General features: G+C 35.5%; 30 protein-coding genes. 6 read left to right on the top strand and 24 right to left on the bottom strand.

Going from position 1 to position 25,151, the window contains the following annotated elements:
- Positions 1-146 precede the first annotated feature (146 nt).
- The 9 genes from ACWF5P_RS15785 to ACWF5P_RS15745 form a co-directional block, all read right to left on the bottom strand.
- Positions 147-1,040, bottom strand: a complete 894-nt coding sequence (locus tag ACWF5P_RS15785; RefSeq protein WP_101225732.1) for a DMT family transporter — start codon at positions 1,038-1,040, stop codon at positions 147-149.
- Positions 1,041-1,353: 313 nt separating this feature from the next.
- Entirely contained in the window at positions 1,354-2,556 is a 1,203-nt protein-coding gene (locus tag ACWF5P_RS15780; protein ID WP_434168599.1) for an aminotransferase class I/II-fold pyridoxal phosphate-dependent enzyme, read from the bottom strand.
- 217 nt (positions 2,557-2,773) lie between these two features.
- Positions 2,774-4,156, bottom strand: coding sequence for an aminotransferase-like domain-containing protein (locus ACWF5P_RS15775; protein WP_157831166.1), 1,383 nt, complete (start codon positions 4,154-4,156; stop codon positions 2,774-2,776).
- 496 nt (positions 4,157-4,652) lie between these two features.
- Positions 4,653-4,967: a hypothetical protein gene (locus tag ACWF5P_RS15770; protein WP_434168598.1), complete on the bottom strand. Its 315-nt coding sequence runs from the start codon at positions 4,965-4,967 to the stop codon at positions 4,653-4,655.
- A gap of 240 nt (positions 4,968-5,207) precedes the next feature.
- Positions 5,208-5,504 carry a DUF4181 domain-containing protein gene (locus ACWF5P_RS15765; RefSeq protein ID WP_434169608.1) on the bottom strand — a complete coding sequence of 99 codons (297 nt, stop codon included), beginning with the start codon at positions 5,502-5,504 and terminating at the stop codon, positions 5,208-5,210.
- Positions 5,505-5,588: 84 nt separating this feature from the next.
- Positions 5,589-5,753 carry a hypothetical protein gene (locus ACWF5P_RS15760; protein WP_434168597.1) on the bottom strand — a complete coding sequence of 55 codons (165 nt, stop codon included), beginning with the start codon at positions 5,751-5,753 and terminating at the stop codon, positions 5,589-5,591.
- 144 nt (positions 5,754-5,897) lie between these two features.
- On the bottom strand, positions 5,898-7,298 hold the full coding sequence (locus tag ACWF5P_RS15755) for an MFS transporter (protein ID WP_101225727.1): 1,401 nt from the start codon (positions 7,296-7,298) through the stop codon (positions 5,898-5,900).
- Between the two features lie 200 nt (positions 7,299-7,498).
- On the bottom strand, positions 7,499-7,759 hold the full coding sequence (locus ACWF5P_RS15750) for a hypothetical protein (protein ID WP_230178574.1): 261 nt from the start codon (positions 7,757-7,759) through the stop codon (positions 7,499-7,501).
- A 174-nt stretch (positions 7,760-7,933) separates the two neighbouring features.
- Positions 7,934-8,152, bottom strand: a complete 219-nt coding sequence (locus ACWF5P_RS15745; protein WP_434169750.1) for a hypothetical protein — start codon at positions 8,150-8,152, stop codon at positions 7,934-7,936.
- Positions 8,153-9,050: 898 nt separating this feature from the next.
- Here ACWF5P_RS15745 and ACWF5P_RS15740 point away from each other — a divergent pair.
- Positions 9,051-9,254: an alpha/beta-type small acid-soluble spore protein gene (locus tag ACWF5P_RS15740; protein ID WP_034304517.1), complete on the top strand. Its 204-nt coding sequence runs from the start codon at positions 9,051-9,053 to the stop codon at positions 9,252-9,254.
- 378 nt (positions 9,255-9,632) lie between these two features.
- Here ACWF5P_RS15740 and ACWF5P_RS15735 read toward each other — a convergent pair whose 3' ends face one another.
- The 5 genes from ACWF5P_RS15735 to ACWF5P_RS15715 all read right to left on the bottom strand — a co-directional run bounded on the left by ACWF5P_RS15735 (position 9,633) and on the right by ACWF5P_RS15715 (position 13,260).
- Positions 9,633-10,073, bottom strand: coding sequence for an SRPBCC family protein (locus ACWF5P_RS15735; RefSeq protein ID WP_434168596.1), 441 nt, complete (start codon positions 10,071-10,073; stop codon positions 9,633-9,635).
- A 266-nt stretch (positions 10,074-10,339) separates the two neighbouring features.
- Positions 10,340-11,080, bottom strand: a complete 741-nt coding sequence (gene map / locus ACWF5P_RS15730) for a type I methionyl aminopeptidase (protein ID WP_101226155.1) — start codon at positions 11,078-11,080, stop codon at positions 10,340-10,342.
- Between the two features lie 310 nt (positions 11,081-11,390).
- Positions 11,391-11,621, bottom strand: a complete 231-nt coding sequence (locus tag ACWF5P_RS15725; RefSeq protein ID WP_260356704.1) for a hypothetical protein — start codon at positions 11,619-11,621, stop codon at positions 11,391-11,393.
- A gap of 169 nt (positions 11,622-11,790) precedes the next feature.
- On the bottom strand, positions 11,791-12,435 hold the full coding sequence (locus ACWF5P_RS15720) for a YczE/YyaS/YitT family protein (protein ID WP_402940535.1): 645 nt from the start codon (positions 12,433-12,435) through the stop codon (positions 11,791-11,793).
- A 279-nt stretch (positions 12,436-12,714) separates the two neighbouring features.
- Positions 12,715-13,260, bottom strand: a complete 546-nt coding sequence (locus tag ACWF5P_RS15715; protein ID WP_260356702.1) for a TetR/AcrR family transcriptional regulator — start codon at positions 13,258-13,260, stop codon at positions 12,715-12,717.
- Between the two features lie 222 nt (positions 13,261-13,482).
- Here ACWF5P_RS15715 and ACWF5P_RS15710 point away from each other — a divergent pair, with 222 nt between their 5' ends.
- The 4 genes from ACWF5P_RS15710 to ACWF5P_RS15695 all read left to right on the top strand — a co-directional run bounded on the left by ACWF5P_RS15710 (position 13,483) and on the right by ACWF5P_RS15695 (position 16,260).
- Positions 13,483-14,238, top strand: a complete 756-nt coding sequence (locus tag ACWF5P_RS15710) for a carboxymuconolactone decarboxylase family protein (RefSeq protein WP_402940532.1) — start codon at positions 13,483-13,485, stop codon at positions 14,236-14,238.
- 18 nt (positions 14,239-14,256) lie between these two features.
- Positions 14,257-15,003: an SDR family NAD(P)-dependent oxidoreductase gene (locus tag ACWF5P_RS15705; RefSeq protein ID WP_434168595.1), complete on the top strand. Its 747-nt coding sequence runs from the start codon at positions 14,257-14,259 to the stop codon at positions 15,001-15,003.
- A 33-nt stretch (positions 15,004-15,036) separates the two neighbouring features.
- Entirely contained in the window at positions 15,037-15,447 is a 411-nt protein-coding gene (locus ACWF5P_RS15700) for a cupin domain-containing protein (RefSeq protein ID WP_260356699.1), read from the top strand.
- Positions 15,448-15,696: 249 nt separating this feature from the next.
- Entirely contained in the window at positions 15,697-16,260 is a 564-nt protein-coding gene (locus ACWF5P_RS15695; RefSeq protein ID WP_434168594.1) for a dihydrofolate reductase family protein, read from the top strand.
- 177 nt (positions 16,261-16,437) lie between these two features.
- Here the strand turns inward: ACWF5P_RS15695 and ACWF5P_RS15690 are convergent, their stop codons facing one another.
- The 5 genes from ACWF5P_RS15690 to ACWF5P_RS15670 all read right to left on the bottom strand — a co-directional run bounded on the left by ACWF5P_RS15690 (position 16,438) and on the right by ACWF5P_RS15670 (position 20,547).
- Positions 16,438-17,589 carry a DUF4179 domain-containing protein gene (locus ACWF5P_RS15690; protein WP_434168593.1) on the bottom strand — a complete coding sequence of 384 codons (1,152 nt, stop codon included), beginning with the start codon at positions 17,587-17,589 and terminating at the stop codon, positions 16,438-16,440.
- Positions 17,573-18,100 (bottom strand): sigma-70 family RNA polymerase sigma factor, encoded by a 528-nt coding sequence (locus ACWF5P_RS15685; protein ID WP_434168592.1) that lies wholly within the window; start codon positions 18,098-18,100, stop codon positions 17,573-17,575. The genes ACWF5P_RS15690 and ACWF5P_RS15685 overlap by 17 nt, the downstream gene beginning before the upstream one ends.
- Before the next feature lie 367 nt (positions 18,101-18,467).
- A complete protein-coding gene (locus tag ACWF5P_RS15680) occupies positions 18,468-18,641 on the bottom strand; it encodes a hypothetical protein (protein WP_169803995.1) in 174 nt (57 codons plus the stop codon).
- Between the two features lie 331 nt (positions 18,642-18,972).
- Entirely contained in the window at positions 18,973-19,482 is a 510-nt protein-coding gene (locus ACWF5P_RS15675; protein WP_230178584.1) for a DinB family protein, read from the bottom strand.
- Between the two features lie 450 nt (positions 19,483-19,932).
- Entirely contained in the window at positions 19,933-20,547 is a 615-nt protein-coding gene (locus tag ACWF5P_RS15670) for an undecaprenyl-diphosphatase (protein WP_434168591.1), read from the bottom strand.
- Between the two features lie 535 nt (positions 20,548-21,082).
- On the opposite strand from ACWF5P_RS15670, the gene ACWF5P_RS15665 reads away from it, so the two are divergent.
- Positions 21,083-21,799, top strand: a complete 717-nt coding sequence (locus ACWF5P_RS15665) for a DUF4386 domain-containing protein (protein ID WP_434168590.1) — start codon at positions 21,083-21,085, stop codon at positions 21,797-21,799.
- Positions 21,800-21,980: 181 nt separating this feature from the next.
- Here ACWF5P_RS15665 and ACWF5P_RS15660 read toward each other — a convergent pair whose 3' ends face one another.
- The 5 genes from ACWF5P_RS15660 to ACWF5P_RS15640 form a co-directional block, all read right to left on the bottom strand.
- On the bottom strand, positions 21,981-22,676 hold the full coding sequence (locus ACWF5P_RS15660; protein WP_452445063.1) for an aspartate/glutamate racemase family protein: 696 nt from the start codon (positions 22,674-22,676) through the stop codon (positions 21,981-21,983).
- Positions 22,677-22,712: 36 nt separating this feature from the next.
- Positions 22,713-23,135 (bottom strand): FosM family fosfomycin resistance protein, encoded by a 423-nt coding sequence (fosM, locus tag ACWF5P_RS15655; protein WP_434168588.1) that lies wholly within the window; start codon positions 23,133-23,135, stop codon positions 22,713-22,715.
- Positions 23,136-23,149: 14 nt separating this feature from the next.
- Entirely contained in the window at positions 23,150-23,680 is a 531-nt protein-coding gene (locus tag ACWF5P_RS15650; protein ID WP_434168586.1) for a PepSY domain-containing protein, read from the bottom strand.
- 23 nt (positions 23,681-23,703) lie between these two features.
- A complete protein-coding gene (locus tag ACWF5P_RS15645; RefSeq protein WP_434168585.1) occupies positions 23,704-24,147 on the bottom strand; it encodes a GNAT family N-acetyltransferase in 444 nt (147 codons plus the stop codon).
- Between the two features lie 329 nt (positions 24,148-24,476).
- Positions 24,477-24,956, bottom strand: coding sequence for a GNAT family N-acetyltransferase (locus ACWF5P_RS15640; protein ID WP_452445061.1), 480 nt, complete (start codon positions 24,954-24,956; stop codon positions 24,477-24,479).
- Positions 24,957-25,151: the final 195 nt, after the last annotated feature.

The following is a 25,151-nucleotide window of genomic DNA, read 5'->3' as shown; positions in this document are numbered from 1 at the left end:
TTAAGACTTATTGTAGAGTGACACAAACTCTGCGTAAGTTAAATAAAGAAGTAGTTTAGTGGAAGTAAGGTGATTAATAAAGCTTAGTCTTTTTACTTGAACATAATAAAAGGCAGTGCGGGATTTCCCCTCACTGCCCCATTTCTTTATTTTGTTAAAATCTTCGTATGTCGTTTTCGAAAATTAATTGAATTATTTTCACTAATAAAAGTTGAACCTAAAAGGAGTGTGCCACCTATAATTTGAACAATTGTCATTTTTTCTTGTAAGATTACAGCAGAAATCAGTATAGCTACAAAAGGATCTACATAGCTTAGCATAGCAATGCTTTGTCCCTTTAACTTTAGCATACCAGAAAAAAATAACCAAAAGCCAATACCAGTGTTAACAACGCCTAATAGTATTATAAAAGGAATGGAAGATCTTGAGACTTCCAAGATACCAAATCCCTCAGTGAATAATACATAGGGAAAGAGAAGTAAAGCAGTTGTTCCAAGTTGAATGATTGTAATCTCTAACATGCCCATGTTTTGAATGAATTTATTTAATAACATTAAGGCCGCGTAAAATGCAGCCGCAACTAATCCGAAAAGGATTCCAAGTAGATCATCTTTACCAGAGGCGCTAATGCCGTTTCCAATAATCAATAACATACCTAATATCGCTACACCAATACAAACAATTTTTTTAATTGGTAAAAGCTCCTTAAGTACAAATGGCGAGAGAACCATGACAAACACTGGCGCAAAATAATACCCCAGTGTTGCATTAGCAAGTGTTGTATGATCGTAGGATTGATAAAGAAAAATCCAATTCCCTCCTAATGCAATCGCAGAAAGAAAAAGGGCAGAAGCATTAACTTTCACTAAATTCCATGGAATGGATTTCTTCATAATGAAAAATACAAACATTAAAAATAGACACCCAATTGAACTGCTTAGAAAAGCTGTTTCACTCGAAGATAAATCAATGTATTTCACAACTAAACCCATTGTACCGAAAATAATCATTGATAATATAAACTGAATTTTAGATTTCATCGTCTACTCCTTCGAATCTGCGAAACAGCTTATATATTTCGCAGATTCTTAATCTGTTTTATATATAAGCGTATATAAAGGAGTAAACGGTGGTGGTGGTGATGTCGAAACGGACTTTGTAATATATGGATTTATAAATGATATTGGCATAATAAGCCTCCTGATTATTCAAATGTAAGATTTATAAAAAAATATAATTAAAATCTTATTTTTTGAATTGGATATTTTTAAGATTAGTGCTTTCATTAAACATTTAGAAGGTATTTATTAATGGTTTTGGTGTTTGATTTAATTATATTTTTGTTTCCTTTAGTTACAAACATATTGTCTCTTTATTTAGTTCACGATGTAATACATCACCCATACGCTTCATGCCTTCAATGATTTGCTCTTCAGGCATATTCGAGTAATTTAAACGTAAAGTGTTCTTCTGTGTGCCATTTGGAAAGAATGGAACACCAGGAACACAAGCAACATTATTTTTCAAGCACTCTGAAAATATATGTTTGGAATCAACCCCCATTGGGAGCTCAATCCAAATAAACAATCCACCTTCTGGCTTACTGTAAGACAAATCTTCCGGAAAGAATTCTTTTATGCATTTTAACATTATTGTACATCTTGCTTTATAAACTGCTTTGATTTTTTTAATATGCTCTTCCATATCGTAAAGTTCCATATACTTTGCTGTTATCCTTTGAGCAAAGCTGTCAGTATGTAAATCAGCTGTTTGCTTGAAAGCCACGTACTTATCAATAAACGATTGATCTGCACAAATCCATCCAATTCGCATGCCTGGAGTGAAAATTTTAGAGAACGTGCTCATATAAATTACTCTGTTCTCTGTGTCAAAACGTTTCACCGGCGGTATCTCCTCTCCAGCAAACCTTATAGCTCCATAGGGATTATCTTCTACAATCAGTACATCGTATTGATTAGCAAGTTCGATCATTCTTTTACGTCTTTGAAGTGTTAATGTACGACCTGTAGGGTTCTGGAAATCGGGAATAGTATAGATGAATTTTGCGCTTGGATGCTCTTGCAGTTTCCTCTCCAGCTCTTCCATTATCATCCCATCATTGTCCATAGCAACTTCCACAAAGTTTGCATTGTATGATTTAAATGCATTAATTGCTGCAAGATAGGTTGGGCTTTCACAAATAATAGTATCTCCTTCGTTAATAAATAGTCTTCCAGTAAGATCTATCGCTTGCTGGGACCCTGAAGTGATAAGAACATTGTTAATAGCAGAGTTAATCCCAATGGCTTTCATCCTTTGACAAATAGCTTCTCTCAAAGGACCATAGCCTTCAGTGGTACTATATTGAAGAGAAGCCGCGCCCTCTTCATTCAATACAACATTGCAAGCAACTTTAAGGGCTTCAACAGGAAACAGCTCCGGAGCTGGAAGTCCTCCCGCAAAAGAAATGACTTCTGGCCTTTCTGTTACTTTTAATATTTCACGGGTCTCAGACGAATTAACTAGACGGGCCCTCTCAGCAAATTTATTATCCATTTGTAAACCTTCCTTCCTTTAACATTTCAATTTTTTTTACCTACCCAATTCCGATTTTATTGGAATATTCAGATTTTTTACAATAAACTTATTCCAATGATAAGCTTATGACACCAAAATTAATATTGCCTTTCATCCCCCAACTAAGTTTGAATTATCATAACACGTAAAAAAAAAGCCATACAATATAATTATTGTATGGCAAACAATATTTATTTTACATTTCAATTATTTTTCTAAGTATAATAAGAGCTTTTTCAAGTTCCTCTCTCGTTTCTGGAGCACAAACCCCCACACGTACGGCATTTGCTGGAGCGACATTACCTACCGCAAATCGCCGTCCACTATATACCTGTACACCTTGTGCTGCAGCTAGTTGTTCAAATTGGTCACCTGTATACTGATGCGGCAGATGTAACCAATGAAAAATCCCTGTTTCTTCACCTAAACAGTTCTCTTTACCTAAATATTGATTAACCAACTGATTGCGAGCTTTTGTTTCCTCTTTATGAAATGCAACAATGTTTTCAAACTGATTCGATACAATTACTCGTGATGCTAACTCTGCAAGTAGTGGCGATACGGAAATATTTAAATTATAAAGAGCCTTTCGAGTAGAATTCAGGTATTTTAAAGGAACTGCCACATAAGCAAGACGGAGTCCAGGTGCCATCGATTTCGATAAACTCGCTATATAAATCGTATGCTCAGGGGCATATGTCGCTACAGCCGGCAATACTTTTTCTTGGATTAAATGGTACGCTCCATCTTCAATAATAAATAAATTATACTTTACAGCAATCTCAGCAATAGCCTTACGAGTTTCAACGCTCATCGTATATGTCATCGGATTCTGATAATCTGGGATAATATATAATCCTTTAATATTTTCATTTTTACATGCATAAAGAAGTGCTTCCGGACTCATTTCATCAGACTCTGAACGAATCGGTACAAGCTGAATTCCCAGCATCGCGGCTGCTGTCTTTAAGCCTGGATATGTATGGTGATCTACTCCAATTCGATCTCCATGCTGACAAAGGCTTGCAAGTGTTGCTGTGATGGCGTTTTGTCCGCCATTAGCAAGTAAGATATGTTCTCTGGTCGTTTCAAAACCGGCAAATTTCAATAATTTGACGCCTGCATCTTTTTGCCAAATCGAATCGCCTGGTCGACTGTATCCAAACCATCTCGCACAATCTGATTCTTGTAACATCGATTGCAATAAGTCAAATAAAGGCCCATACGACACACGATCTGGTAAAATTGCTCCCATTTCAATTAAATGCTTTGGCTTTTCTTCTGCAAGCAAATAAGCGTTCGAAATCGCATCATACGAAACATAAGTGCCGCTACCTATGGTCGCACTGACCAGTCCTTTTAACTCAGATACTTTAAAAGCTTTCGAAATCGTACTTAGATTCACCTCTAAGTAATCTGCTAACTCCCTTTGTGGTGGAAGTTTCGTGCCAGGCACTAAGCGCCCCTCTATAATGTCATATTCTAACTGCTTAGCTAATGCCTGATAAATCGGTCTGTCTTCTCGATTTATTGTCGGCTTCCATGTCATTGGATAATCCTCAAACGAATTAATCGGCACATTCCTCATCCTTTTTCATACAATCATTAATCATACAATTATAAAATTGTATGGCAACAAATTCAAATCCATAAATTCTTTTAAAATTTTTTACTAGTAGTGTGCGGAACGCTCGTGCCTGGAATATTCACGCAGCATGGATATTCCGGAAAGGAACCCATTAGTGGGGGAAAGAACTATGGAGTTACTTGCAGTCTTCATATTACCTTTTTTATCCACCATTTTTTTTTCTAATTTTAGTCATTTGCACAATCAGTTACTCCAGAATATGGCCCAATTAAAGATCAAACAGCCCTCTCCCCCGATAGTTCTATAAGAAAAAGGCTCGCCTTATTGAAGTAAAGCACCATTAGTTCTAAAAGGCTTAGTGTAGAGTTGACACTAACTATGCAATAAAAATAAAGTACAAACCTTATGGTCTGTACCCGTATCCGAATCCAAAGAAAAAAGTAATAATTAAAAAAATAGCAGTTGCTGGAATGAAACTAACAACAATTCATCCTTTTGCTATCCTGCTTTGTACACTTCTATACCATTTGTAGTAAATAAAAAGGAGAATTACAGCCAAAGGCCAGAAATAATAACCAACCATTGTATTAACCCATCCTGAATTCTTATCCCAATATGCATCTGGTACAGGAAGTATATTCTCATATTGTTTATCAATTTTGTTTTTAGTAGTGATAAAGATATAAGAAATTACAAAATAATAGGCTGCTATTGTGGCTTTTATCCACCAAAATAAATGCCTATTGGAAATTACTATTAAAAAGATAATTGCCAGCATTACGAACAAACCTGTGTATCCCAAAACAAAATCACCTCGTAAACATTTTAACTAATTAATGTAATTTTTTCCATAAAATGTTCGTGTTTGTTTTTACACAGTACGAACATACTACGCTTATTAAACAAACTAACCTGCACCGTTAATTGGATAAAGAAAGAGCTGCCTTAAAGACAGCTCCGATCTTCAGCTAAAGCACAGGTTAGTTCATTAAGGACACAGTAAAAAAAGTCCCTTATTGGGGCTGTATTTATTTAGATAATATTAAATTAAATAAAAGCCTATGACCAAAACAAAAAGGTATATAAACATAGAGTATAAAGTTAAGATGTATTCTTTTTCTTCCCTTTTATATTTCCATTCCATGAAAGCACGAAAACTTAATGAAATAAGAAAGTAGCCAATAAGCCAGGAAATAGGATTATCAACAAACCATATTAATAAAAGAAATGCTATTATCATAGCCATTTCAGTCCACCTCTGAAATGGATTGACACCTTTATAAAATGCCCCCTTACTTTTATCAATCTTCAATTTCCTCTTCAACCAACGTTCAAACACTATTGCAATAATAAAAAAAGTTATAATAAAAATGATGTAATTTAACAAAAAACTCACCTGCCCTGACTACCAATTATAAACCATTTAATGATGTGAATTATTTACCCTGTTCCTTTTTCCAAGCGAATATACTGTCGCTAAACCAATTCCAATAATCATAGAATAGTCGAAATAATTTTTAAGTGGCATACCACTAGAAATAGCTTCAATAAACAAAAGTAAAAAGAAAACCGTATAATTCTTTTTCATAATTCCTCACCACCCTTTATAGATAATGTTAAATAGCTGGCGAGACCTCAATAAGTAAAACAAAAACCCGAAATACAGACACTCATGTTTGAGTGTCTGTATTTCGAGTAGTCATCCCATTGAATGGGTGCTTTTTAATTCCATTTATTTTTCTCTTTTTTCCGTTTTCCACCATAGGGAATCTTTTGGATTTTCAACAGCTTCTTGATATTCAGATTTAGAAGCAACTGTTGGGTAAGAACCTTTTAGGGATTTTCCTGAAGTACTATTGAACAAGAATAATATCACTAAAAATCCGATAATATTCACGGCTGTTAGATAGAAACCAGGTGCTAAGTTATTCCCAGTTTGGTGAACTAACCATGTGGAAACTAAAGGGGTAGTTCCACCAAATATTGAAACCGAAACATTAAATGTCACTGATAATGTTCGATATCGAATATCAGTATAGAACATGGTTGGTAACGATCCAGGCATTGTGCCTTCATAAATTGAAAGCAGAACACCTAGAATTAGAACACCTAACGAAATAAATACTAAAGCATTCAAGTTAATTAAATAAAAAGCAAAGGCAGATAATAGACTTAAACCGCCTAAACCGATTAAGAAAACAGTCTTATTTCCAATTTTATCACTGAGCTTTCCAAACATTAAAGTAAGTGGCACCATAATAATCATTAGAATCGTAATTAATAGGGTTCCTACTGTACTAGATAATCCAATAATCTCATCTAAATAAGAAGGCATGTATGATAATAGCATATAGCTTGTAATATTAAAGAATGCAACAGCTACAAAACATACAAGAATATCCTTTTTGTGATTTTTAAAAATAGATAGAAAGCTTTCCTCTTGGGCTTCATCATCAGAAAGTTCATTTTCAAAAATCGGTGATTCCTCTAAACTTTTTCTTAAGTACAACCCAATAAGCCCTAAAGGTAAGCCAAGTAGAAACGGTATTCTCCAACCCCATGAGGCCATCTGTTGATCAGATAGAGTGATAAAGAGTGTACTGGCAAGTAGTGAAGCTAATATATAACCAATGAGCGTACCAATTTCCAATCCACTTCCAAGCATATTACGTTTATTGTCTGGAGAAGACTCTGCAATATAGACCATTGCACCAGCGTATTCGCCACCAGTTGAAAAACCCTGAATAATTCTAGCTATTAATAAGAGTATAGGTGCCCATATACCGATTTGATCATATGTAGGTAATAAACCAATTAGTAATGTTGAAAAAGCCATCAAAATAATCGTGGTTGTTAAAACGACTTTTCTTCCTAATTTATCTCCGATTTTACCAAATATGATACCGCCTACTGGGCGCATTAAAAAGGCAATCGCAAATGTTGCAAAGGTGAACACTAATTTTAGCTCATCATTTTCAACAGCACTAAAAAAGTTTTGACTAATGATAACAGCTAAATAGGAATATAAGCCAAAATCAAACCACTCCATTGCATTTCCTACCCCTGTAGCAAACACACTTTTCTTCGCTTTTTTAATATCTACAACGTTGATTTTTTTCTTGTTAAATTTCATTTTATCATGTCAACTCCATGGAATACATTTGTGCAAGAATGAGAAATAAAGTCAAACTGGAGGATAAGCGGGTTTTGGGAGTTTTACCAATGGTATCCCAAATAAAATTTTGTCTTCTTATGGAAACAGTTCCAACAACATTAGACTAACATCACCAGAAATCGAATCGAAAAGCCTTTGGACATTAGTTTAGTAGGGTTCTATAAATCGCCTCTCGTTTTATTAAATTCAAGGTTATCGCCTTTTTCCATTTGTTTATCTGTTTGATCAGGGTTTTCATCATGCTTAAATGATCGATTATTATCATCATTATTATTTGGATTCGTGTCAGTGTCATTTCGAACAGGACGATAATCTACTTCCTCTTGATCATTAAAGTCGTTATTACCAGCGTTACATGCTGACAGAATACTTACCGAAAGTAATGCGAATAAAATAGTGATTTTCCATTTGCCTTTCATTTTATAACCCCCCGTATCTTAAGTTTTTGGTATTAATTTTAATATGTACCTTAAACGATGCCCTTAGTCTTAAATGGAGCATGCATGTTTGTTTTTTTAGCATCCTAAAATTAAAAAACTGCACCCAATTATTGTGGGAGCAGGTCATGTTATTTTTAGGTCAAAGAAAAGGGCTTATACGAGAGAACCCCCTTTTTTAAGGTATTTTACAATTCCCTCTGCCGCTCTATATGAAAAAGCACCTAATGTACCAGTTGGGTTAAACGAACTGTTATGAGGAAATGCCGAAGAACCATCAACAAATACATTTTCAGCATCCCACATTTGCAGGTAAGTTTCAAAAATAGTGATGGCCTTAATTAAACTTAAAATAAAACAGCCAAATCCAATCAATATGGATCAGGCTGTTTTGTATTTTTCAGGAGTAAATATATTTAAAAAAATGAGGACCAATTCAAAACAATAGACCAAACAACGGTGTTCAATAATAAGCCTGTAATAAAAAGAGACCATTGGTTTTTCTTTTGTTCCCAACAGGAGATCATGAGGGCAAGACCTATTGAAACACCAATAAAGGAAAGCCATGGAAATGAATCAGTGAACTTTGTGAGAAAAACCGCAAGGCAAGCTGTGAATAATAATGATACAAGGTACTCGGTGAATAATGATAATTCGCTTTTAATGACCGCTCAATTTTTTCCTCCTTCGAAATAGATATTATCTTCATATAATACTTCATGGTGAATTTTTTATACGAAATTGCCGGCGCCCGTTTTAGATTTATAAAAGACAATAGTCTATTTATTCAATCGTTACAGGTGTTATCATCAGTGCTAAAACACCGGCTCCAAATTAATGTTATAACTTCTTAGCCTTTGATTCTAACCGAGAACCGCCGGCATAAGGGAGGCCTTCCGTTGTTAACAGAAGGCAGTGCCTCCTCACACTAATCTGTACCTTCTATTCAAAAATTAAAAGCCGTCTAAGAACAGCTCTCATATTAATATCCCGTTTATTATCGCCTTTTCTTTACCTTAACTTCGGCTATGACATAAACTGTGCAATAGGAGGAGAAAAACTCTACATCAGATTATTTGCTTTTCGGAGCTTCTGAAACCCTTACCTTGCCGGTGGCTTCAATGTTTTCCTGTAACTCTTCCCTTCTAGAGCAACAGAAGAGTTTAATTTCACTTAATCACTGCCTTGATTTATTTTAAATTCTATGCATATAACTCTTAACAATATCAAAACCTATGACTAGCAACACATTACATTCATAGGAGCTGACAACATGGCTAGAAATAACAACAGTAATCAATTAGTAGTTAATGGTGCAGAGCAAGCTCTAGAACAAATGAAATACGAAATCGCTAGTGAATTCGGTGTTACACTTGGCGCTGATACAACATCTCGTGCGAACGGATCTGTTGGTGGAGAAATTACAAAACGTTTAGTGCAAATGGCTGAACAACAATTAGGCGGAAGAACTCGTTAATCGAAATCATATGTAATGTTAGGGATAGTCATTGGACTATCCCTATTTATAATTTTACAAATTTAAAAAAAGAAACAGAAACAATATTTTGCTATGTCGCATTAGGAATACACTACGCTTATTCCACTAACCTGCCCCGATAGTTCCATAAAGAAAAAGCTGCCTTAAAGACAGCTCGATCTTCAGCTAACGCTCATGTTAGTTCATTAAGAAAAGCGATTCTGGAATATTGAAAAAAAGAGGCCATCCTTTTTGGACAGCCCCCCTTCCGCTAATTATAAAATTTCTCGAAATAATTATATTGGTCACTTCAGAATGTTACCATCTATACTTCAGAGAAGGTATCTCCAAAATGAATTGGCTTTCAATCTTTGAAAACTATGAGAATACTGCAATTTTACGTGCGATAGATTCTGTTAAACGAGATGCTACTTTTGGAACAGCCCATTTAATAATTGGTGTTAACACCGCACCAGATAATCCGCCTGCATGGATTTCCACCGTACAAGTCATTATTGTTTTACCATTAACATCTTCTGCAGTAAAGTGACCGCTCCCTGTAAAATTATCTGATAAACCTTTTAGTACAAACTTAATATTTGAAGGTTCATTCCATTCGGTAATATCTACCTGTGCTTGTATTGTTTTTTTAATACCTTTCACACTACCTTCAAACGTCCAAATAGATTGCTTGTCATTTATGATTTCATGTTCTTTATAGGCTGGTACTGTCGTTGCCCATTTTTCGAGATCACTTACATAATCCCAAACTGCTTGTACATCTACTGGAACTACTACAGTATGCGTTCCCGTTGCCATTATGATCGCCACCTTCACTATGTATGAATTGTAACTTTACATCTCTACAAAATAATTATTACATAAAAAGCATAAACTTACATCACTAATTATACATAGCTTTCCTTCTTCCAATCCCCCACAATCCGGCCCTTTAGTTCCATAAAGAAAAGGCTCCCTTAAAGACAGCTCTAATCTTAAGTTAATGCACTCGTTAGTTTAAGGACATTTATTTACAATCACAATATCTAAATAAGGCTTATAATTTTGAAACTTCATTGTTTAAATTAAAGTGTGACAATAATCGGACCATTTTTAGTAAGAATAATCGTATGTTCTAATTGAGCTACATAGCTTTTTTCTGTAGCATAGGTCCAATCGTCTTCTTTTTGGAATACTTCTTCTTCAAAGGTTGAGATAAATGGTTCGAATGCGATAACCATCCCTTCCTTTAATATTTCATTATCCCATGGATCATTATAATTTAAAATATGGTCAGGTGCTTCGTGTATTCTACGACCAACACCATGTCCTGTAAGGTTTTTGATAACAGTGAATCCATGCTGTCTCGCTGTTTCGAATACTGCTTTTCCGATTCTACTTTTTTTGGAACCGGGTTTTGCTTTCTTAAGACCTGCTTCAAATGCCTTTTTAGCAACGTCGCATAATCTCGTTAATACTTCTTCTCCTTCTCCTACTACAAATGAGATTCCTGTATCTGCGAAATAACCGTTCTTTGAAGCAGATACATCTATATTAACTAGATCCCCTTCATGAATAACCCGATGACCCGGAATACCATGTGCCACTTCTTCATTAAGACTAATGCAAGTGTAGCCAGGAAAATCATATTCACCTTTTGGAGCTGAAACTGCACCTGCTTTTTCTAAAAGTTCTCCGGCTATATCATCAAGTTCTTTGGTCGTTATGCCAGGAATTGTTCTTTGTACCAATTCATCTCTAATTGAGGCAATAATTTTGCCAATTTCCTTCAAACCATTAAAATCTTCTTCTGTTTTTGCAATCATTTTTTACCTACCTCATTATCTTTTATCATCATAAAACTATATAAGTACTATTGTACCTTTACTTTCTCAAAAAATAAAAGCAATGTAAATTATTTGGTACAATACCCCTCAGCTGAATTTTTCTTCGATCAAGAAAAAGACCACAAAAAGGATCTGTTACATATGACTATACTATTAATTGGATTTACCTTCCAATTTTTTATAGAGTTAAACTGCCCCGTTAGTCCCATAAGAAAAAGCTGCCTTAAAGACAGCTCTGATTTTCAGCTAACTCACCCGTTGGTTCAACAAGAATATATCAACACTTATTTTACCACTCAAAATCCATATAAATTTCTGAAAGTAGTTTTTCTTCGATTGTTCCGTATTTAAAAAGAGCCTCAGAAGTTTCAAACTCTTGAGTATAGGCACCTCTGACTCGCGTAAGATAATATGCACCTGGATTTTGGCTTATCCAATATTCTTCATTTTGATATATAAATGAGTATTCTTCCCCGATTGCTATACCTTCTTGGAACTCAATAAACTCTTTTAAAGTCATCTTCCCACCACCTGTGAGCTTTTATAAAATTATACCTCTTATTAAACTAACCTGACCCGATAGTTGCATAAGAAAAGGAGCTGCTGATCAGCTCCTGATAATGAAGTAAAGCACCCGTTAGTGGAATAAGAGCACGAAAGGAGGTGACCAAAGGACATCCTCCTTCCAATTATAACGGAATCTCAAATTGTCCCTTTCGCTTCTGCTCCAAACTAACGATAAAGGAACGCATCAGCTTCATGGAAAACTGAAAGATCGGGCTTTGAATAAAGGTATATGCAAACGTCATAATAAACACTGGACCTCCAAGGATGAACCCGATAATCAAGATGAGGCTCTCGACAACGATTCTTGCCCAACTGACCGATAACCCGGTTTTTTCCGAAACGGAAAGCATGAAACCATCCCTAGGACCAGCCCCAATTCCCGCAGCCACATAAATTCCTCCGCCAATTCCGGTTATGATGATACCCATCAACAAGATGAGTATATTCAACCACCAATGCTCCGTTTCATGAGGAAGAATGTCGAGATGCAAAAAGAAATCCATGATCGGGCCGATTGACAAGGCATTTAGAAAGGTACCAATATTAATATACTTCCTATCCACGACAAAGGTTATCAACACAAGTACTAAACCACACATGACACTCCACGTACCAATTGTGAACCCGAACCGCTCGAACAGGGCGACGTTTAAAACCTCCCAAGGATGCAGCCCCAAGGATTGAACATTCACCGCAATCGCATTCCCTAATCCAAAGAAAGTTAATCCAAGAAAAAAAATAAAATACCGTAATAGCCGCAATGCCATCTCTTCACCTCTACACCTTATATATCCATCTACTATAGATTAAGAAGGTTAAATGAACAAGATTAAATGAACATCTTTAATTACCCACTATAAAGTCTATTCAAGAATCGCGCCCGATTACTGAAGAACGAATATAAAACCTTGGTACCAAATGGCCTTGTCATTTATTTATGATACGGTTCACCGCACCTATTCAAGCAGTGATTTTTTTAAAAACTGTCAGCCTTTTAATTTTACACTTCTACTTTAAATCGACGCTGCTGAGAAGCTATCCTTTAACTATAAATTCCTATCTAACAAAAGCCCCACTTGTTCTGCCACGACTTGAGTCGGTTCTGATAATCCATTAGTGAACCACGCTTCTACTATTTCTACTATAGCTGCCCCAAAGAATTTAAGAATTAAATCCTTACTTAAACCTTGATTTTTCCCTTCAGTTACATCTACTTCACCCTCTAACTCTTGGATTACAAATTCCAGGAAATGACTACGAAAAGCAGGGGCTCCTTTACTCCCTAACATTGTTGAAAAGAATGAACTATTAAGTTCAAAGTATTCAAACCAAATCAGATTTCCCTCGACAAAATTCAATTCAGATGCCGATTCGCACAGTATCCTTAGTTCGTTAATATGTTCTTCAATAAGCTTATCCAGTAAATCAAATTTATCCATGTAATGGTCATAAATCGTTCTGCGACCGACATTTGCTCTGTCGGAAATATCCTGTATCGTAATATGATCAAAGCTTTTTTCAGACATTAGTTCAATAAAAGCATTTTTTATTGCTTCTTGAGATTTTTGTACTCTTCTATCTACCCTTGACATTGTAGTTTTCACCAAACTTTCTTAAAAATTATCGCACAATTTCAATTAACTTGTGCAATAACGCACAAATCCTGGCGTTTTGATTGTTGCAGACATCCTCTTTTCATTTTACATTATATACAGAAGTGCGATACCGCATCAATATATGATTTACTAACACATCAAATTTTACTACCTTGGAATAATAGAAGAGTTAATTAAATCCAAAGAGGGGGTTTAGTTATGGACCGTGTTGAAAAGAGCCAGGAAAAGTTCAAACAGCTATTTGGTGAGGGAGTAACTGCCGCACATGCTACTGATCCTGATTTTCAGGACATTCTAAGCCATTTCATTTTCGGGGAAGTATTTTATCAAGGTAACCTTGACGATAAAATGCGTGAGTTGATTACCCTGGTGGTTCTTGCGACCAATCAAACATTGCCCCAACTAAAAGCACATGTTAGTGCTGCACTGAATGTAGGGCTAACTGCTGTAGAGATCAAAGAGGCTGTTTACCAATGTGCTCCGTACATTGGATTCCCGAAAACGTTAAATGCTATCAATGAAGTCAATGAGGTTTTCAAATCCAAGAATATTGCGTTACCAATTGAAAGCCAAAAGAATGTTGTTGAAGATAATCGTTTTGACAAGGGACTTTCAGTACAGGTAGAGATTTTTGGTGATGTCATTGCAAAAGTGAGAGAAGGCGCACCAGAAAATCAAAAGCACATACAGGATTATCTCTCCTCTTTTTGCTTCGGAGACTTCTACACCCGGAGCGGACTTGATTTGAAAACACGAGAGTTGTTAACACTCTGTATCATAACTGCTTTAGGTGGTGCTGAAGGTCAAGTAAAAGCACATGTGCAGGGTAACAAAAATGTGGACAATGATAAGGAAATTTTAATCACCGCAATCACCCACTGCCTTCCATATATAGGTTTTCCAAGGACATTGAATGCATTAACATGTGTGAACGAAATTATTCCTGAAAATTAAGAAAGGGTGTTATTTATTATGCCAAATATTCAAGATAAAGTTGTCATTATTACAGGTGCTTCTTCTGGGATTGGAGAAGCTACTGCAAAAGAACTTGCGTCTAAAGGTGCAAAGTTGGTACTTGCAGCTCGTCGTGAAGATCGTTTAAAGAAATTACAAGATGAAATTAAAAACAATGGTGGACAAGCTATTTATAAAGTAACGGATGTTACTTCTCGTCAACAGATGGAAGAACTCGCTGCGTATGCTCTTAATGAGTTTGGAAAAATTGATGTGCTAGTCAACAATGCTGGAATCATGCCACAAGCATTTCTTGCAGAAAATAAAGTTGATGAATGGGATATGATGATTGATGTTAACGTCAAAGGTGTATTGTATGCTATCGCTGCTATCGTTCCATCTATGAGAGAACGCAAATCAGGTCACGTTATTAATCTTTCTTCTGTAGCTGGACATAACATCTACCCTGGTGGAACGGTATATTGTGGTACTAAATTTGCTGTAAAAGCCATTTCTGAAGGTTTACGCCAAGAAGAAGCAATGAGTGGCACGAATATCCGTGTAACAAATATCTCTCCTGGAGCTGTTACAAGCGAATTGTTAGAGACTACAACAGACCCAGCGATGAAAGCAGGATTAGATGAATTTTACAAAGCTGCCATCGATTCTGACCGTATCGCTCGTGCAATAGCCTTTGCCATTGAACAACCATCTGATGTAGGAATTAATGAAATGATTATACGCCCCACAGTTCAAGTAGGTTAATAATAAAAAATATAGTTTCATGGAGGAGTTAAAATGGCAAAACATGAAGAAGTAAAAAATGGCGTCATTTTCCCAGTGGGTGAGAAAAATGAAGCATATGCAGAATATTTCGTGGGACAAAGTTATCTTAAATCATTAATTGCTGACCCTAAAGTGAGTGTTGGTGTAGGGAATGTGACCTTTGAACCAGGATGCAGAAATAACTGGCATATTCATCGTGATGGATTCCAACTTTTATTAGTAACTGGTGGCGAAGGTTGGTACCAAGAAGAAGGTAAACCTGCTCAATTCTTAAAAGCTGGAGATGTTATTGTCACCCACGATGGTGTAAAACACTGGCATGGTGCTACAAAAGATAGCTGGTTTGAACACATTGCAATCACTGCAGGTACACCGGAATGGTTGGAACCAGTAACAGATGAGGAATACAGTAAAGTAAAATAATAGTTGAGGATAAAAAATGCCCTGTTATTCAGGGCATTTTTTATATCAATCCTAGGATTATGATGTGTTCTTATAGAAAGGAGGAATACTTTGGAAAGGCCATATATAATATGCCAAATGCTGACATCATTGGATGGGAAAATAATTAGGGATTATTTGGAGGAATAACGCACCCAATATTTAATTGACGAGTATGAAAAAATTCATGAACGTTACGGATGCAAAGCATGGATGTGTGGCAGGATTACCATGGAGGAAAACTTCACCTTTGGACATAAATTAGATTTAACACATGAAAACATTCCGTCAATACCAAGAACTGATTATGTAGCAACTACAGATGCTAAAACGTATGCAATTGCAGTAGACCCTTCTGGGAAATTAGGATGGACAAGAAACTACATTTCAGAATGGAGCGAGAATAGGACAGAAGATCATATAGTAGAAGTTCTTACAGAGCTAGTCTCTGATGCTTATCTTGCTTATTTACAAAAAATAGGTATTTCGTATATTTTCGGTGGAAAAGAACAATTAGATTTTATGGTAGTAGTTCAAAAGTTTAAAAAATTATTTTCAATCGACAAAATAATGTTGGAAGGCGGGGGCGTTTTAAACGGAGCGTTTCTAAATGAGGGTTTAATTGATGAGTTAAGTTTGGTCTTAGTCACAATAGCTGATGGTTCTACTAACTCTTTGACACTTTTTGAATCTAGCTCTCATCTCCCAAAGGCAGGACCATTAAATTTTTATTTAAAAGAAATAGATAAATTGAATGATGGCGGGTTTTGGATGAATTATGTTACAAAACAATAGATGAGGAATAAAACAAATTAAATAATAGTTAGTCAAGAATTGCCCTGTTAAACAGGGCTTTTTTAGTAACATTGTTAAAAAGTGTACTTAAACTATCCTGCCCCTTTATTTCTCTATGGAGCTGTTTCCAGCTCCATAGAGAAGTAAAGTACCTGTTAGTTGAAGAAGCAATATATTTTAATTGTGCAATTTCTCATACAATTTCTTATGTTCTTTATCACGTATAATGATTTTATATGGTATTGCTTCAACGGATAATTCCTTCCTTTTTACTTCAACTACCTGTCTTGCATACTCTTCAATTCTTTCAGCTTGCTCTTCAGTCTCCTCTCCTTTGGATAATGAAGTCTTTAAAATGATTTCAAGAGGTTTTGGATGAAAGGAGTAGGCAAAACCATTTGTTTCTTTAAACTTTTTATGTGTTTCTTCCATGACTGCTGTAAAAATAGGCTGCCAATTCTGACCCTTAATTTCGTCTTCACTTTCTCTTTTGACTTCAACTTCAAACTTCTCATGCTTTTTTGCATATATGACATCATGTACATGTTTTTCTATTTGATTCTTCACTTCTTTGTAATGTTGCTCTGTTCCTTCAATCCCCACTTTAACGGAAACCTTTTTGGGGTTCGTAGTTACTCCACTAGCTAAAATGGTATAACCCTTTTCTTCTACAACCTCTTGCGTTATTGTAAGTATTTCATCTGTAAGTTTCTCTAATTCTATATTTTTTTCACTTGGTTCAACATTATCCCGTACTTCTAATACAATCTCAACTTCATCAATTTTATAAGACTTAGCGCATTTAAAAATAATATCTTTAATTTCATCCCCATGTTCTTGTTTAAAATCTACATCCTCTACCCAAACAGTGAATGAAGGGGGCTCAGAGGAAAAAAGCCATGACATTCCAACTTCTACTTTTCCTTTATACTCCTTATTCTCGTTTAACTTTTTAGATATCTCGTCATATAAAGCATCTAGCTTTCCTTTCCTGTCATCCGTTTCCTTCAAGCTTTGCACAATTTGATTTATGAAGGAGACTTTTGATACAACCTCTGCCATTGCAGGAGAAATAAAAGCTGAGCCAATAAATAAACCCAATAATATGATCAACGCGATACCAGAGTATGTAATTTTCCTTATCAAACTTACTTTTTTGAAACTAGTTGATAGGAGGGGAATTTTGCTTCTCTCTTGGGACTCCAACTTTTCAATATCAGAAATGATTCGTTTTTTCAGTTTTTGTTTTTGCTTTGTTTTCCACAGTAGATCGGCATTTAACTTCTTTAAGGAGATATCTAAATCAGTATCTTCATATTGTTTTTTCATCCAAATACCCCTCCTTTATTAGTTGTTTTTTTAATGCTGGAATAGCTCTAAAAAGAGTTGATTTAACTTTACTCTCAGACCAACTCAATATCTTTGCTGTATCCTCAATAGAAAAACCTTTGATTTTTCTTAAAACGATCACCATTCGATATGTATCTTTGATTTCCCCTAACGCTTTATATAGTTCAGATGATTCCTCTTTTATTCGAATCATTTCTTCAGGCAATGAGTTATTATCCTTTTGCAAAAGAAATACTTCTTTAAAGAACCTGCTGGGTTTACGTTTTCTTAAAAAATCAACCGTTAAGTTGTGAGCGATACTGAATAGCCATGTTCTTTCAGTGGAATGCTGATTAAATGAATTATAATATAAGTACGCTTTTACAAAGGTATCATGGGTCAAATCCTCTGCTTGTTGATAATCCTTAACCATCAAAAAAATAAAGCTTAAAATGGATTTACTATGTTGGTCATACCAATCTGCAATTTCTACTTTTATGTACTCCGACAAGTTTCCACCCCTCCTTTTCTTAAATTCAATACTTAGACGTAATAATTAAATAAAAGTTGTGCTTTTGCATAAAAAAATCTCTAAAAGTTTAGATTAGAGATCTTTTTGTTTTTATAGAACTGATGTTTATCAGTTGTTTTAGAAATAAGTTCCTCGTTAGATCTAATATTAGTATCCTTATGGAACTATCCTGTCCCGATAGTTCCATAAAGAAAAAGCTGCCTTTAAAGACAGCTCCGATCTTCAGCTAAAGCACCTGTTAGTTCTATAAGACTTATTGCAGAGTTGACACATACTGTGTCATAAAGTATTTATATAAAATCAAAAAATAACTGCTCCTCAAAAAGCAGGAGCAGAAAAAAAGATGTTATTTCACAACTTTAAGAGGAACAAGTACTTTATTAAAAAAAGACGTTTCGAGCTTGGCTAACCAACCGTTTCCGTTTTCTCCATTAGCTACTTGAGCAGCGTGTTTTTTGTGAAATTCTGCTACCCGTTTATTATGCTCTTTATGCCATTGGTGCATAGAATTATGTTTCATTCTTATTGCCTCCTTTCCGTTTCATTATATTTCTAGAAAAGTTAAATAGAAAGTGCTTTTTATTCAGCTTTTGAAAGAGAGGAAATCGATAAGTTAATAAATTGAATATGCACAGTTCGTATACAACTAACCTGCCCCTTTAGTGACATAAGGGTTTTTAAACAACATTATTATTTTTTAATGACTTCATTGTAAATTAAACAACTTTATTATCTCTGTACAGTAGCGTCAGGAAAATGCGGATTTACAACGTTAAGGAAGTTTCAATATTAAAAAACCTAATTTCTCAGCATTAAATGAGAAATTAGGTTTTTTCATTAATAGAAAAGACTTATAAGTATTTATCACTAATCACTTTCATATGGTGTAACTCGTGCCCGACAATGCCATATGCAAAGGTACCTATCGAAACTGGGCTGTTCATTACAGTTCCATAACGATCCCACGCTGCATCATCAATGGTTGAAATAAGACTTAACGTGTTGGAGCGTACCATGTCTAAACCAGCTAGTAGCTGCTCCCAGGATAATTTGTTGAAGTTTGCCGCAGAAACGTATTGATCCTGATCCATTGCTGGGAGTGGTGCACTTTCATTTCGTGCAATGGCAAGCATTCGATACGACATCACACGTTCCACGTCGGCCAAATGCCCAATCACTTCTTTTAAAGTCCATTTCCCTGGTGCGTACGCCTTCCTTGCTGACTCCTCTGATATGCTGCTCAAGAAGGTAATGGTCTTAGTTCGTTGCTTACTAAGTATTTCTTCAATATCTCCATCTGGCACAAGACTAACATACCTATCATACTCTGGATTTTCAATAGATAATGGTCGTGGACGCACAAGAATCCTCCTCATCGGAATAGTTAATTATGGTTCTAGGCTAATATTCGACTGTCAGGAACATATTTCCTTTATTTGATATTTAATTTCATTACCGCAAAATAATTGCAAATTAAACAAATTTATTATCTCTGTACAACTGATTTATGCAGTTAACATAATACAGATAATAATGGATTAATTCACTTTTTATTCCACTAACCTGCCCCTTTAGTTCCAAAGAAAAAGGTTGCCGCAGCAACCCTTTGTTAAACTATCCGGATCAGTCGAAGAATGGTTAATTTAAAACTTAATGTCTAATAATTCATACATTTCAAGAAGAACATCAAAATGTTTTTCTTTTGATAAATACATCATTTTCTGCCCTGCTCCGTTTGGTTCTTGAAATAATATTTATATCAACAATTGTAGTGAAGCAATGATTTTAATAGTATATTAGGTAACTCTTTTTTAAAAGTCCTTTGACTTACCTTTCTTTTGTTTGGAAAGGGCAGATAGAATGGACTGTTCGCCCTCTACTTGATTTCCTAAAAATTTCTTAGTAAGACTTAACTTAAGAACAATTTTGTAAACGATCGTGGCTGAAATGATACTGATGATAGCTCCGACAAGAACATCTGCTGGATAATGGACACCTACCCAAATTCGCGAAATACCTACAAAGACAGCCAAAATTACCCATAAAAACCCCCAACCCTTTTTGAACAACCAGAAGGTTATACAAAATGAAAAAAATATAATCGTATGGTCACTTGGAAAGGAATTATTGACTGCTTTTTCAACTAACTTATTAACGTTGGGCAACTCAGCAAATGGTTGATAATTCGAGTGGAACTGCCCTGCTATTTTCGCCAATATTTCCGAGATAACTAGTGTAATAAATGCACAGATTACCATGATTCTATTTTTATTTCTTCGAGAAAACAAAAACATCAGGACTGCCAATACTAAGATAAAAATCATGTATTCAGCTATGAATACAAAAAATGGATTTAAATCGGGGTATTGTTTACCTAGATCATTAATCATTCTAAACAATTTACTGTTCATTTCGGACAAAGCCATTGAAAAATTCCTCCAGATTGTTTTTTCACTTTAACCTTTATTAAGCTCCATTATGTAAATAAGATGAACTTCAATTAAACCTATATTTTACATCTTTCAGACAGAAAGTCCATCATCAACTTTCAGAATAAATGTATTTCAAGCCTCAAATACAAATATGGTTCATCTTGTAGATAAAAAAATCGTTCATTCCCATTTGTCTGATGAAAACAGAACTCCTTATTCGATAAGGGGACTTTGATTAGCGTTTCTTTTCCTTTCACTTCTAAAGAATGTACATACAAATGTTATTGACTTTCTTTTGGGAGTTAAGCTGTAGCCGACAGTTGAGATAAGGGTTTTGTAAATGATAATTTTGACAACAGTAATGACGTTAAAGACAGAAATGCTACGATTAGCTGCCTATTTTTCTAATAGGGTAATAATTGGAATAAGCTCAGTAATATGATAAATAACAAGTAGTGAAGTATTAAATTTGTTTGTAACCCAACGGTTATTAGTCTTATCGCCATACATTAAAAAGGGAGATGAACAAATGAATACTACCAAAAAGAGCGCAATAATTGTAGGGGTTCTGTTCATACTTGCAGCAGTTACAGCAATATTAGGTCTAATTTTATACAAGCCTATCCTAAATGGTCCGGATTATCTGATTAATGGGTCTGACCATGCCAACCTGGTGACACTTGGAGCGCTTATGGAATTAATTCTTGTCGCTTCAGCGATTGGTACTGCAACTACAATGTTTCCAATTTTAAGAAGGTATAATGAAACTATAGCTCTTTGGCATGTTTGCTTCAGGTTTCTCGAAGCGATTGTCATCACTATTGGTGTAATCAGCGTACTATCCCTGTTGACCTTAAGCCGCGAATTTGTAGCAGCAGGTGCCCCGGATACCGTATCTTTTCAAACTTCAGGTATAGTATTAAAAGCAGTACATGACTGGACATTTATGCTTGGTCCCCTCTTCCTGTTGGGTATAAACACGATGATGTACAGTTATATATTTTATAAAACCAAGCTCGTACCCAGGTTTATCCCGATCTTAGGTATGACCGGGGCAACTCTTGTTTTTATTTGTGCCCTGTTAGTAATGTTCGGTGTAATTCAACAAATTTCTGTTTGGGGTGCTATTTTGGCACTGCCAGTAGCAGCTAATGAAATGATTTTAGCAGTCTGGCTCATCGTTAAAGGGTTCAATGAATCTGCGCATGCTTCCATGTCTGCATACAAGAAAACGAACGAGAGCTGATGGCAACCACCATTTAATCATCTGAACTTAAAGGAGAGTCGTTTCTTACCTTTAGAGTTAATGCTAATTAAATAAAAGACGTTTGGAAGAATTCCCAAACGTCTTTTTGCCTAATATTTACATACCCTGCCCCTTTAGTTGCAAAACAAAAAGGCTGCTGCAACCTTCCTTATTACCGTGTCTAACATTTTTCTAATGCCATATTAACAGCTTCAATGGCATGGATTACAGCTGTATCAAATAATGGCACTTCTGAATCCTCTGGTTTAACTAGTAAACCAATTTCTGTGCAGCCTAATATTATTCCTTCCGCTCCATCATCAACTAACCCCTTGATAACCTTTTTGTAATATTCCCTTGATGATTGTTGAATTTCCCCTAAACATAATTCTTCATAAATTACTTTATTGATCACTTTTCTATCCTCATCATTTGGTATCAAAACCTTGATACCATTAGACTTAATTCGTGTTTTATAAAAGTCTTGCTCCATCGTATATTTAGTGCCAAGTAAACCAACCGTACTGATTTTGGACTTTTGAATTTGTTTAGCTGTTGAATCAGCAATGTGTAAAATCGGTAAACTGACTTTTTCTTCAATATATCCGACCACTTTATGCATCGTATTTGTACAAATCACAATCATTTCGGCACCTGCCTTTTCCAAAGACAGGGCTACATCGCCTAATAATTTACCAGAGCTTTCCCAATCTCCATCAGCTTGATAGCGTTCGATTTCTTCAAAATCGACGCTATATAAAATGCACTTGGCTGACTGCAATCCTCCCAATTTGACTTTTACATCTTCGTTGATGAGTCGATAATATGCTAACGATGACTCCCAGCTCATTCCGCCAATAAGGCCGATAGTTTTCATGAATGTTCCCCTTTTCCTTTGAAAATAGCTTACTTATCAGTCAAAAAACTCCATATGTGCTTTTTCTTGTTTGTAGTAATCCATTCTATTTTGTAAAGTCCCTGTATGAAACTCAAACTTATGACCATCTGGATCAGTGAAATAAATGGACTTCTTATCTTTTTCATCTCTTGGACGTCCTGACAGGATGTTTACATTCAATAGCTTTAGTTTCTCGTACATGTTCATAATGTCAGCTTCTTCTATGGAAAATGCTATATGTGTGTATGATTGGCTTATTTCATTACGGGGTATATCCTTTTCTACATTCAGGGCAATCCACATTCCATTCAAATCAAAATAGGCAGTGTTTCTCCCCTTAACCAACAATTTTGCATCAAAAACATTTTGATAAAACTCAATGGAACTTTCTAAATTAGAAACTGAAAATAAAAAGTGATTCAAACCAGTTATAGACACATTACCACCTCATATTAAGATTGCTTTTTTTTCGCCATTAGACGCTTATAGAGAGGATAACCGAACATGTAATACCCTGAAAATGACAGCAGGATTAAGGATAAACCGGTCATTGTGAGGATACTGTATCTATACCAATCGCCAAAGAACGATCCATCATGCAAAGTAATCAGGAAAGTCGAATAATCCGGATTTGTGGATAACACTTTTCCTGTACTCACATCTATTTGAACACCTTGACCGTTATTAAAGCGAACCTGGTACACATTTGCACTTGGTCTATATTCAATTCTGAATATATCTTCAACCGAGTCCGCACCTGGAAGATCCTGAGACGTAGCAATGGACACGACCTTCTCCATAGGTATCGCTTGAGCTGGCCCCGCCTCTTTTCCCGTCCTTAACTCATCAGCCACTCCGAGTGGTAACATATAAACAAGTACTAGGCCTGTGACTGCGATGAACATAAAAAAAACAGATAAAACCAAACCAGTCCATTTATGTATTTTTCGGCTTAATTGATACAGCTTTACAGATTTCGACAATTCCATCACCCCTTGACTACTTTTCAAAATAAAATTTTCTTCATAACCACCCTATCTTCATTTACAACATAATCATTTTTCAGATAAAATGCTTCTGCAAGACCGTCATTAGCCGTTAATAAATATAGACTTTTAATCTCTCTCTTCTGCAGTTCAGCTTCTAAAGAACGAAGCATTTTTGAGCCCTGCCCTTTGCCTTGCATTTCATTATTCACACAAAGCTCTGCCAAATAATAAGTTAAACCTTGATAAGACACCTTACTATTTCCAGCAATGAAACCAACTGGATTGTGATCAATATGAAATAAAAAGCCAAGAAATTTAGGCGTATGCAATAAGTCGGAAAGTCTCTCTTTAGCCGTTTCATATGTCCATCCTTCATTCCATGGTTCACGATTAAAAACATTTATGTATAGTTCGATACATAGCTCCAAATTCTCCGATGTTAGCGGTACCATTTCTGTCATATTCATGCTTCCTTTCTATTTTCATTAAAATTTTGTATATTAATCCAAATTATATCTTATCTTATGTGAACTAACCTGTTTCTATAGAACCATAAAAGAAGAGCTGCCTAAGAAGAAGAAAATTACAAAAAAACCAGTCAATCATGAAGGGCTTACAATGAGCAGATTAGATAATTATGAGGTTCTTCAGAGAAATATTACAAAGAACGGGTATTGTACGTGCTATTCCAGGCAGCATTAGGAATGAATAAACGCTTTAGCTGACAGTCCTGCCTTAGTGGATTCTATAAAAAAGGTCAACCGGATTTTTACTGTTCGACCTTAGTTCATTAAGAATTTGATAACTGTTTCATGAATAAAACTCTATCTTGATTATGTCCGTCATAGTCAGAGTGGACTGAAACACCATCAATGAATGTATCTCCCTCTTCCATTTCAAATCCCATCTTAGTATGATAGGCGATTGAAGATTTGTTGAGCGGAGACGTTACACAACGGACAACATTGCGGCCATTTTGATTAACGACATGAAAGAATTGATTATATAGCTGTCTTCCGATATCATTTTTTCTGTATTCAGGATGCACTCCGACAAAGTGTATATATGCCTCATCAGATTGAGATTGAGATAGAATCCCTATTAGGAAACCGACTATGTTCCCTTCCTTTTCGGCTATGAAACTTGTATTTGTAAAATGTTCAAAGAATAATTTCGGTAGCATATCAGACATTTGCCTTCCGCCCCACCATTCATTGATTAGCGGAGATATGGCATAGTAATCTGCCCCTTTCACTGAACGAACTTCCATCCTTCTCCCCCTTTAATGATGTAAAAGTCCAATTCGTTGCCGCTATCCTGCCCCGTTAGTTCATTAAGAAAAGGGATTCTTATTAAAGAATCCCTCCCTTTCGCGGAATACTAATTAATCATTATCATTTGTTCGAGTAAATGATTCTGTAAAATAAATTGTGTAAACAAACCATCGATGCGAGTAGTACAAACT

It is taken from the genome of Peribacillus sp. NPDC055009, assembly GCF_053608705.1.
This window is presented reverse-complemented; position numbering and strand designations above follow the sequence as displayed.

Coding starts and splice junctions, on each gene's coding strand:
- ACWF5P_RS15705 (WP_434168595.1), top strand. CDS start 14,257: ATGCCAAATATTCAAGATAAAGTTGTCATTATTACAGGTGCTTCTTCT.
- ACWF5P_RS15670 (WP_434168591.1), bottom strand. CDS start 20,547: ATGGCTTTGTCCGAAATGAACAGTAAATTGTTTAGAATGATTAATGAT.
- ACWF5P_RS15660 (WP_452445063.1), bottom strand. CDS start 22,676: ATGAAAACTATCGGCCTTATTGGCGGAATGAGCTGGGAGTCATCGTTA.
- ACWF5P_RS15680 (WP_169803995.1), bottom strand. CDS start 18,641: ATGAAACATAATTCTATGCACCAATGGCATAAAGAGCATAATAAACGG.
- ACWF5P_RS15690 (WP_434168593.1), bottom strand. CDS start 17,589: ATGAAAAAACAATATGAAGATACTGATTTAGATATCTCCTTAAAGAAG.
- ACWF5P_RS15755 (WP_101225727.1), bottom strand. CDS start 7,298: ATGAAATTTAACAAGAAAAAAATCAACGTTGTAGATATTAAAAAAGCG.
- ACWF5P_RS15725 (WP_260356704.1), bottom strand. CDS start 11,621: ATGACTTTAAAAGAGTTTATTGAGTTCCAAGAAGGTATAGCAATCGGG.
- ACWF5P_RS15750 (WP_230178574.1), bottom strand. CDS start 7,759: ATGAAAGGCAAATGGAAAATCACTATTTTATTCGCATTACTTTCGGTA.
- ACWF5P_RS15785 (WP_101225732.1), bottom strand. CDS start 1,040: ATGAAATCTAAAATTCAGTTTATATTATCAATGATTATTTTCGGTACA.
- ACWF5P_RS15645 (WP_434168585.1), bottom strand. CDS start 24,147: ATGACAGAAATGGTACCGCTAACATCGGAGAATTTGGAGCTATGTATC.
- ACWF5P_RS15735 (WP_434168596.1), bottom strand. CDS start 10,073: ATGGCAACGGGAACGCATACTGTAGTAGTTCCAGTAGATGTACAAGCA.
- ACWF5P_RS15715 (WP_260356702.1), bottom strand. CDS start 13,260: ATGTCAAGGGTAGATAGAAGAGTACAAAAATCTCAAGAAGCAATAAAA.
- map (WP_101226155.1), bottom strand. CDS start 11,080: ATGATTGCAAAAACAGAAGAAGATTTTAATGGTTTGAAGGAAATTGGC.
- ACWF5P_RS15700 (WP_260356699.1), top strand. CDS start 15,037: ATGGCAAAACATGAAGAAGTAAAAAATGGCGTCATTTTCCCAGTGGGT.
- ACWF5P_RS15760 (WP_434168597.1), bottom strand. CDS start 5,753: ATGAAAAAGAATTATACGGTTTTCTTTTTACTTTTGTTTATTGAAGCT.
- ACWF5P_RS15695 (WP_434168594.1), top strand. CDS start 15,697: ATGGAGGAAAACTTCACCTTTGGACATAAATTAGATTTAACACATGAA.
- ACWF5P_RS15665 (WP_434168590.1), top strand. CDS start 21,083: ATGAATACTACCAAAAAGAGCGCAATAATTGTAGGGGTTCTGTTCATA.
- ACWF5P_RS15640 (WP_452445061.1), bottom strand. CDS start 24,956: ATGGAAGTTCGTTCAGTGAAAGGGGCAGATTACTATGCCATATCTCCG.
- ACWF5P_RS15780 (WP_434168599.1), bottom strand. CDS start 2,556: ATGGATAATAAATTTGCTGAGAGGGCCCGTCTAGTTAATTCGTCTGAG.
- ACWF5P_RS15740 (WP_034304517.1), top strand. CDS start 9,051: ATGGCTAGAAATAACAACAGTAATCAATTAGTAGTTAATGGTGCAGAG.
- ACWF5P_RS15710 (WP_402940532.1), top strand. CDS start 13,483: ATGGACCGTGTTGAAAAGAGCCAGGAAAAGTTCAAACAGCTATTTGGT.
- ACWF5P_RS15720 (WP_402940535.1), bottom strand. CDS start 12,435: ATGGCATTGCGGCTATTACGGTATTTTATTTTTTTTCTTGGATTAACT.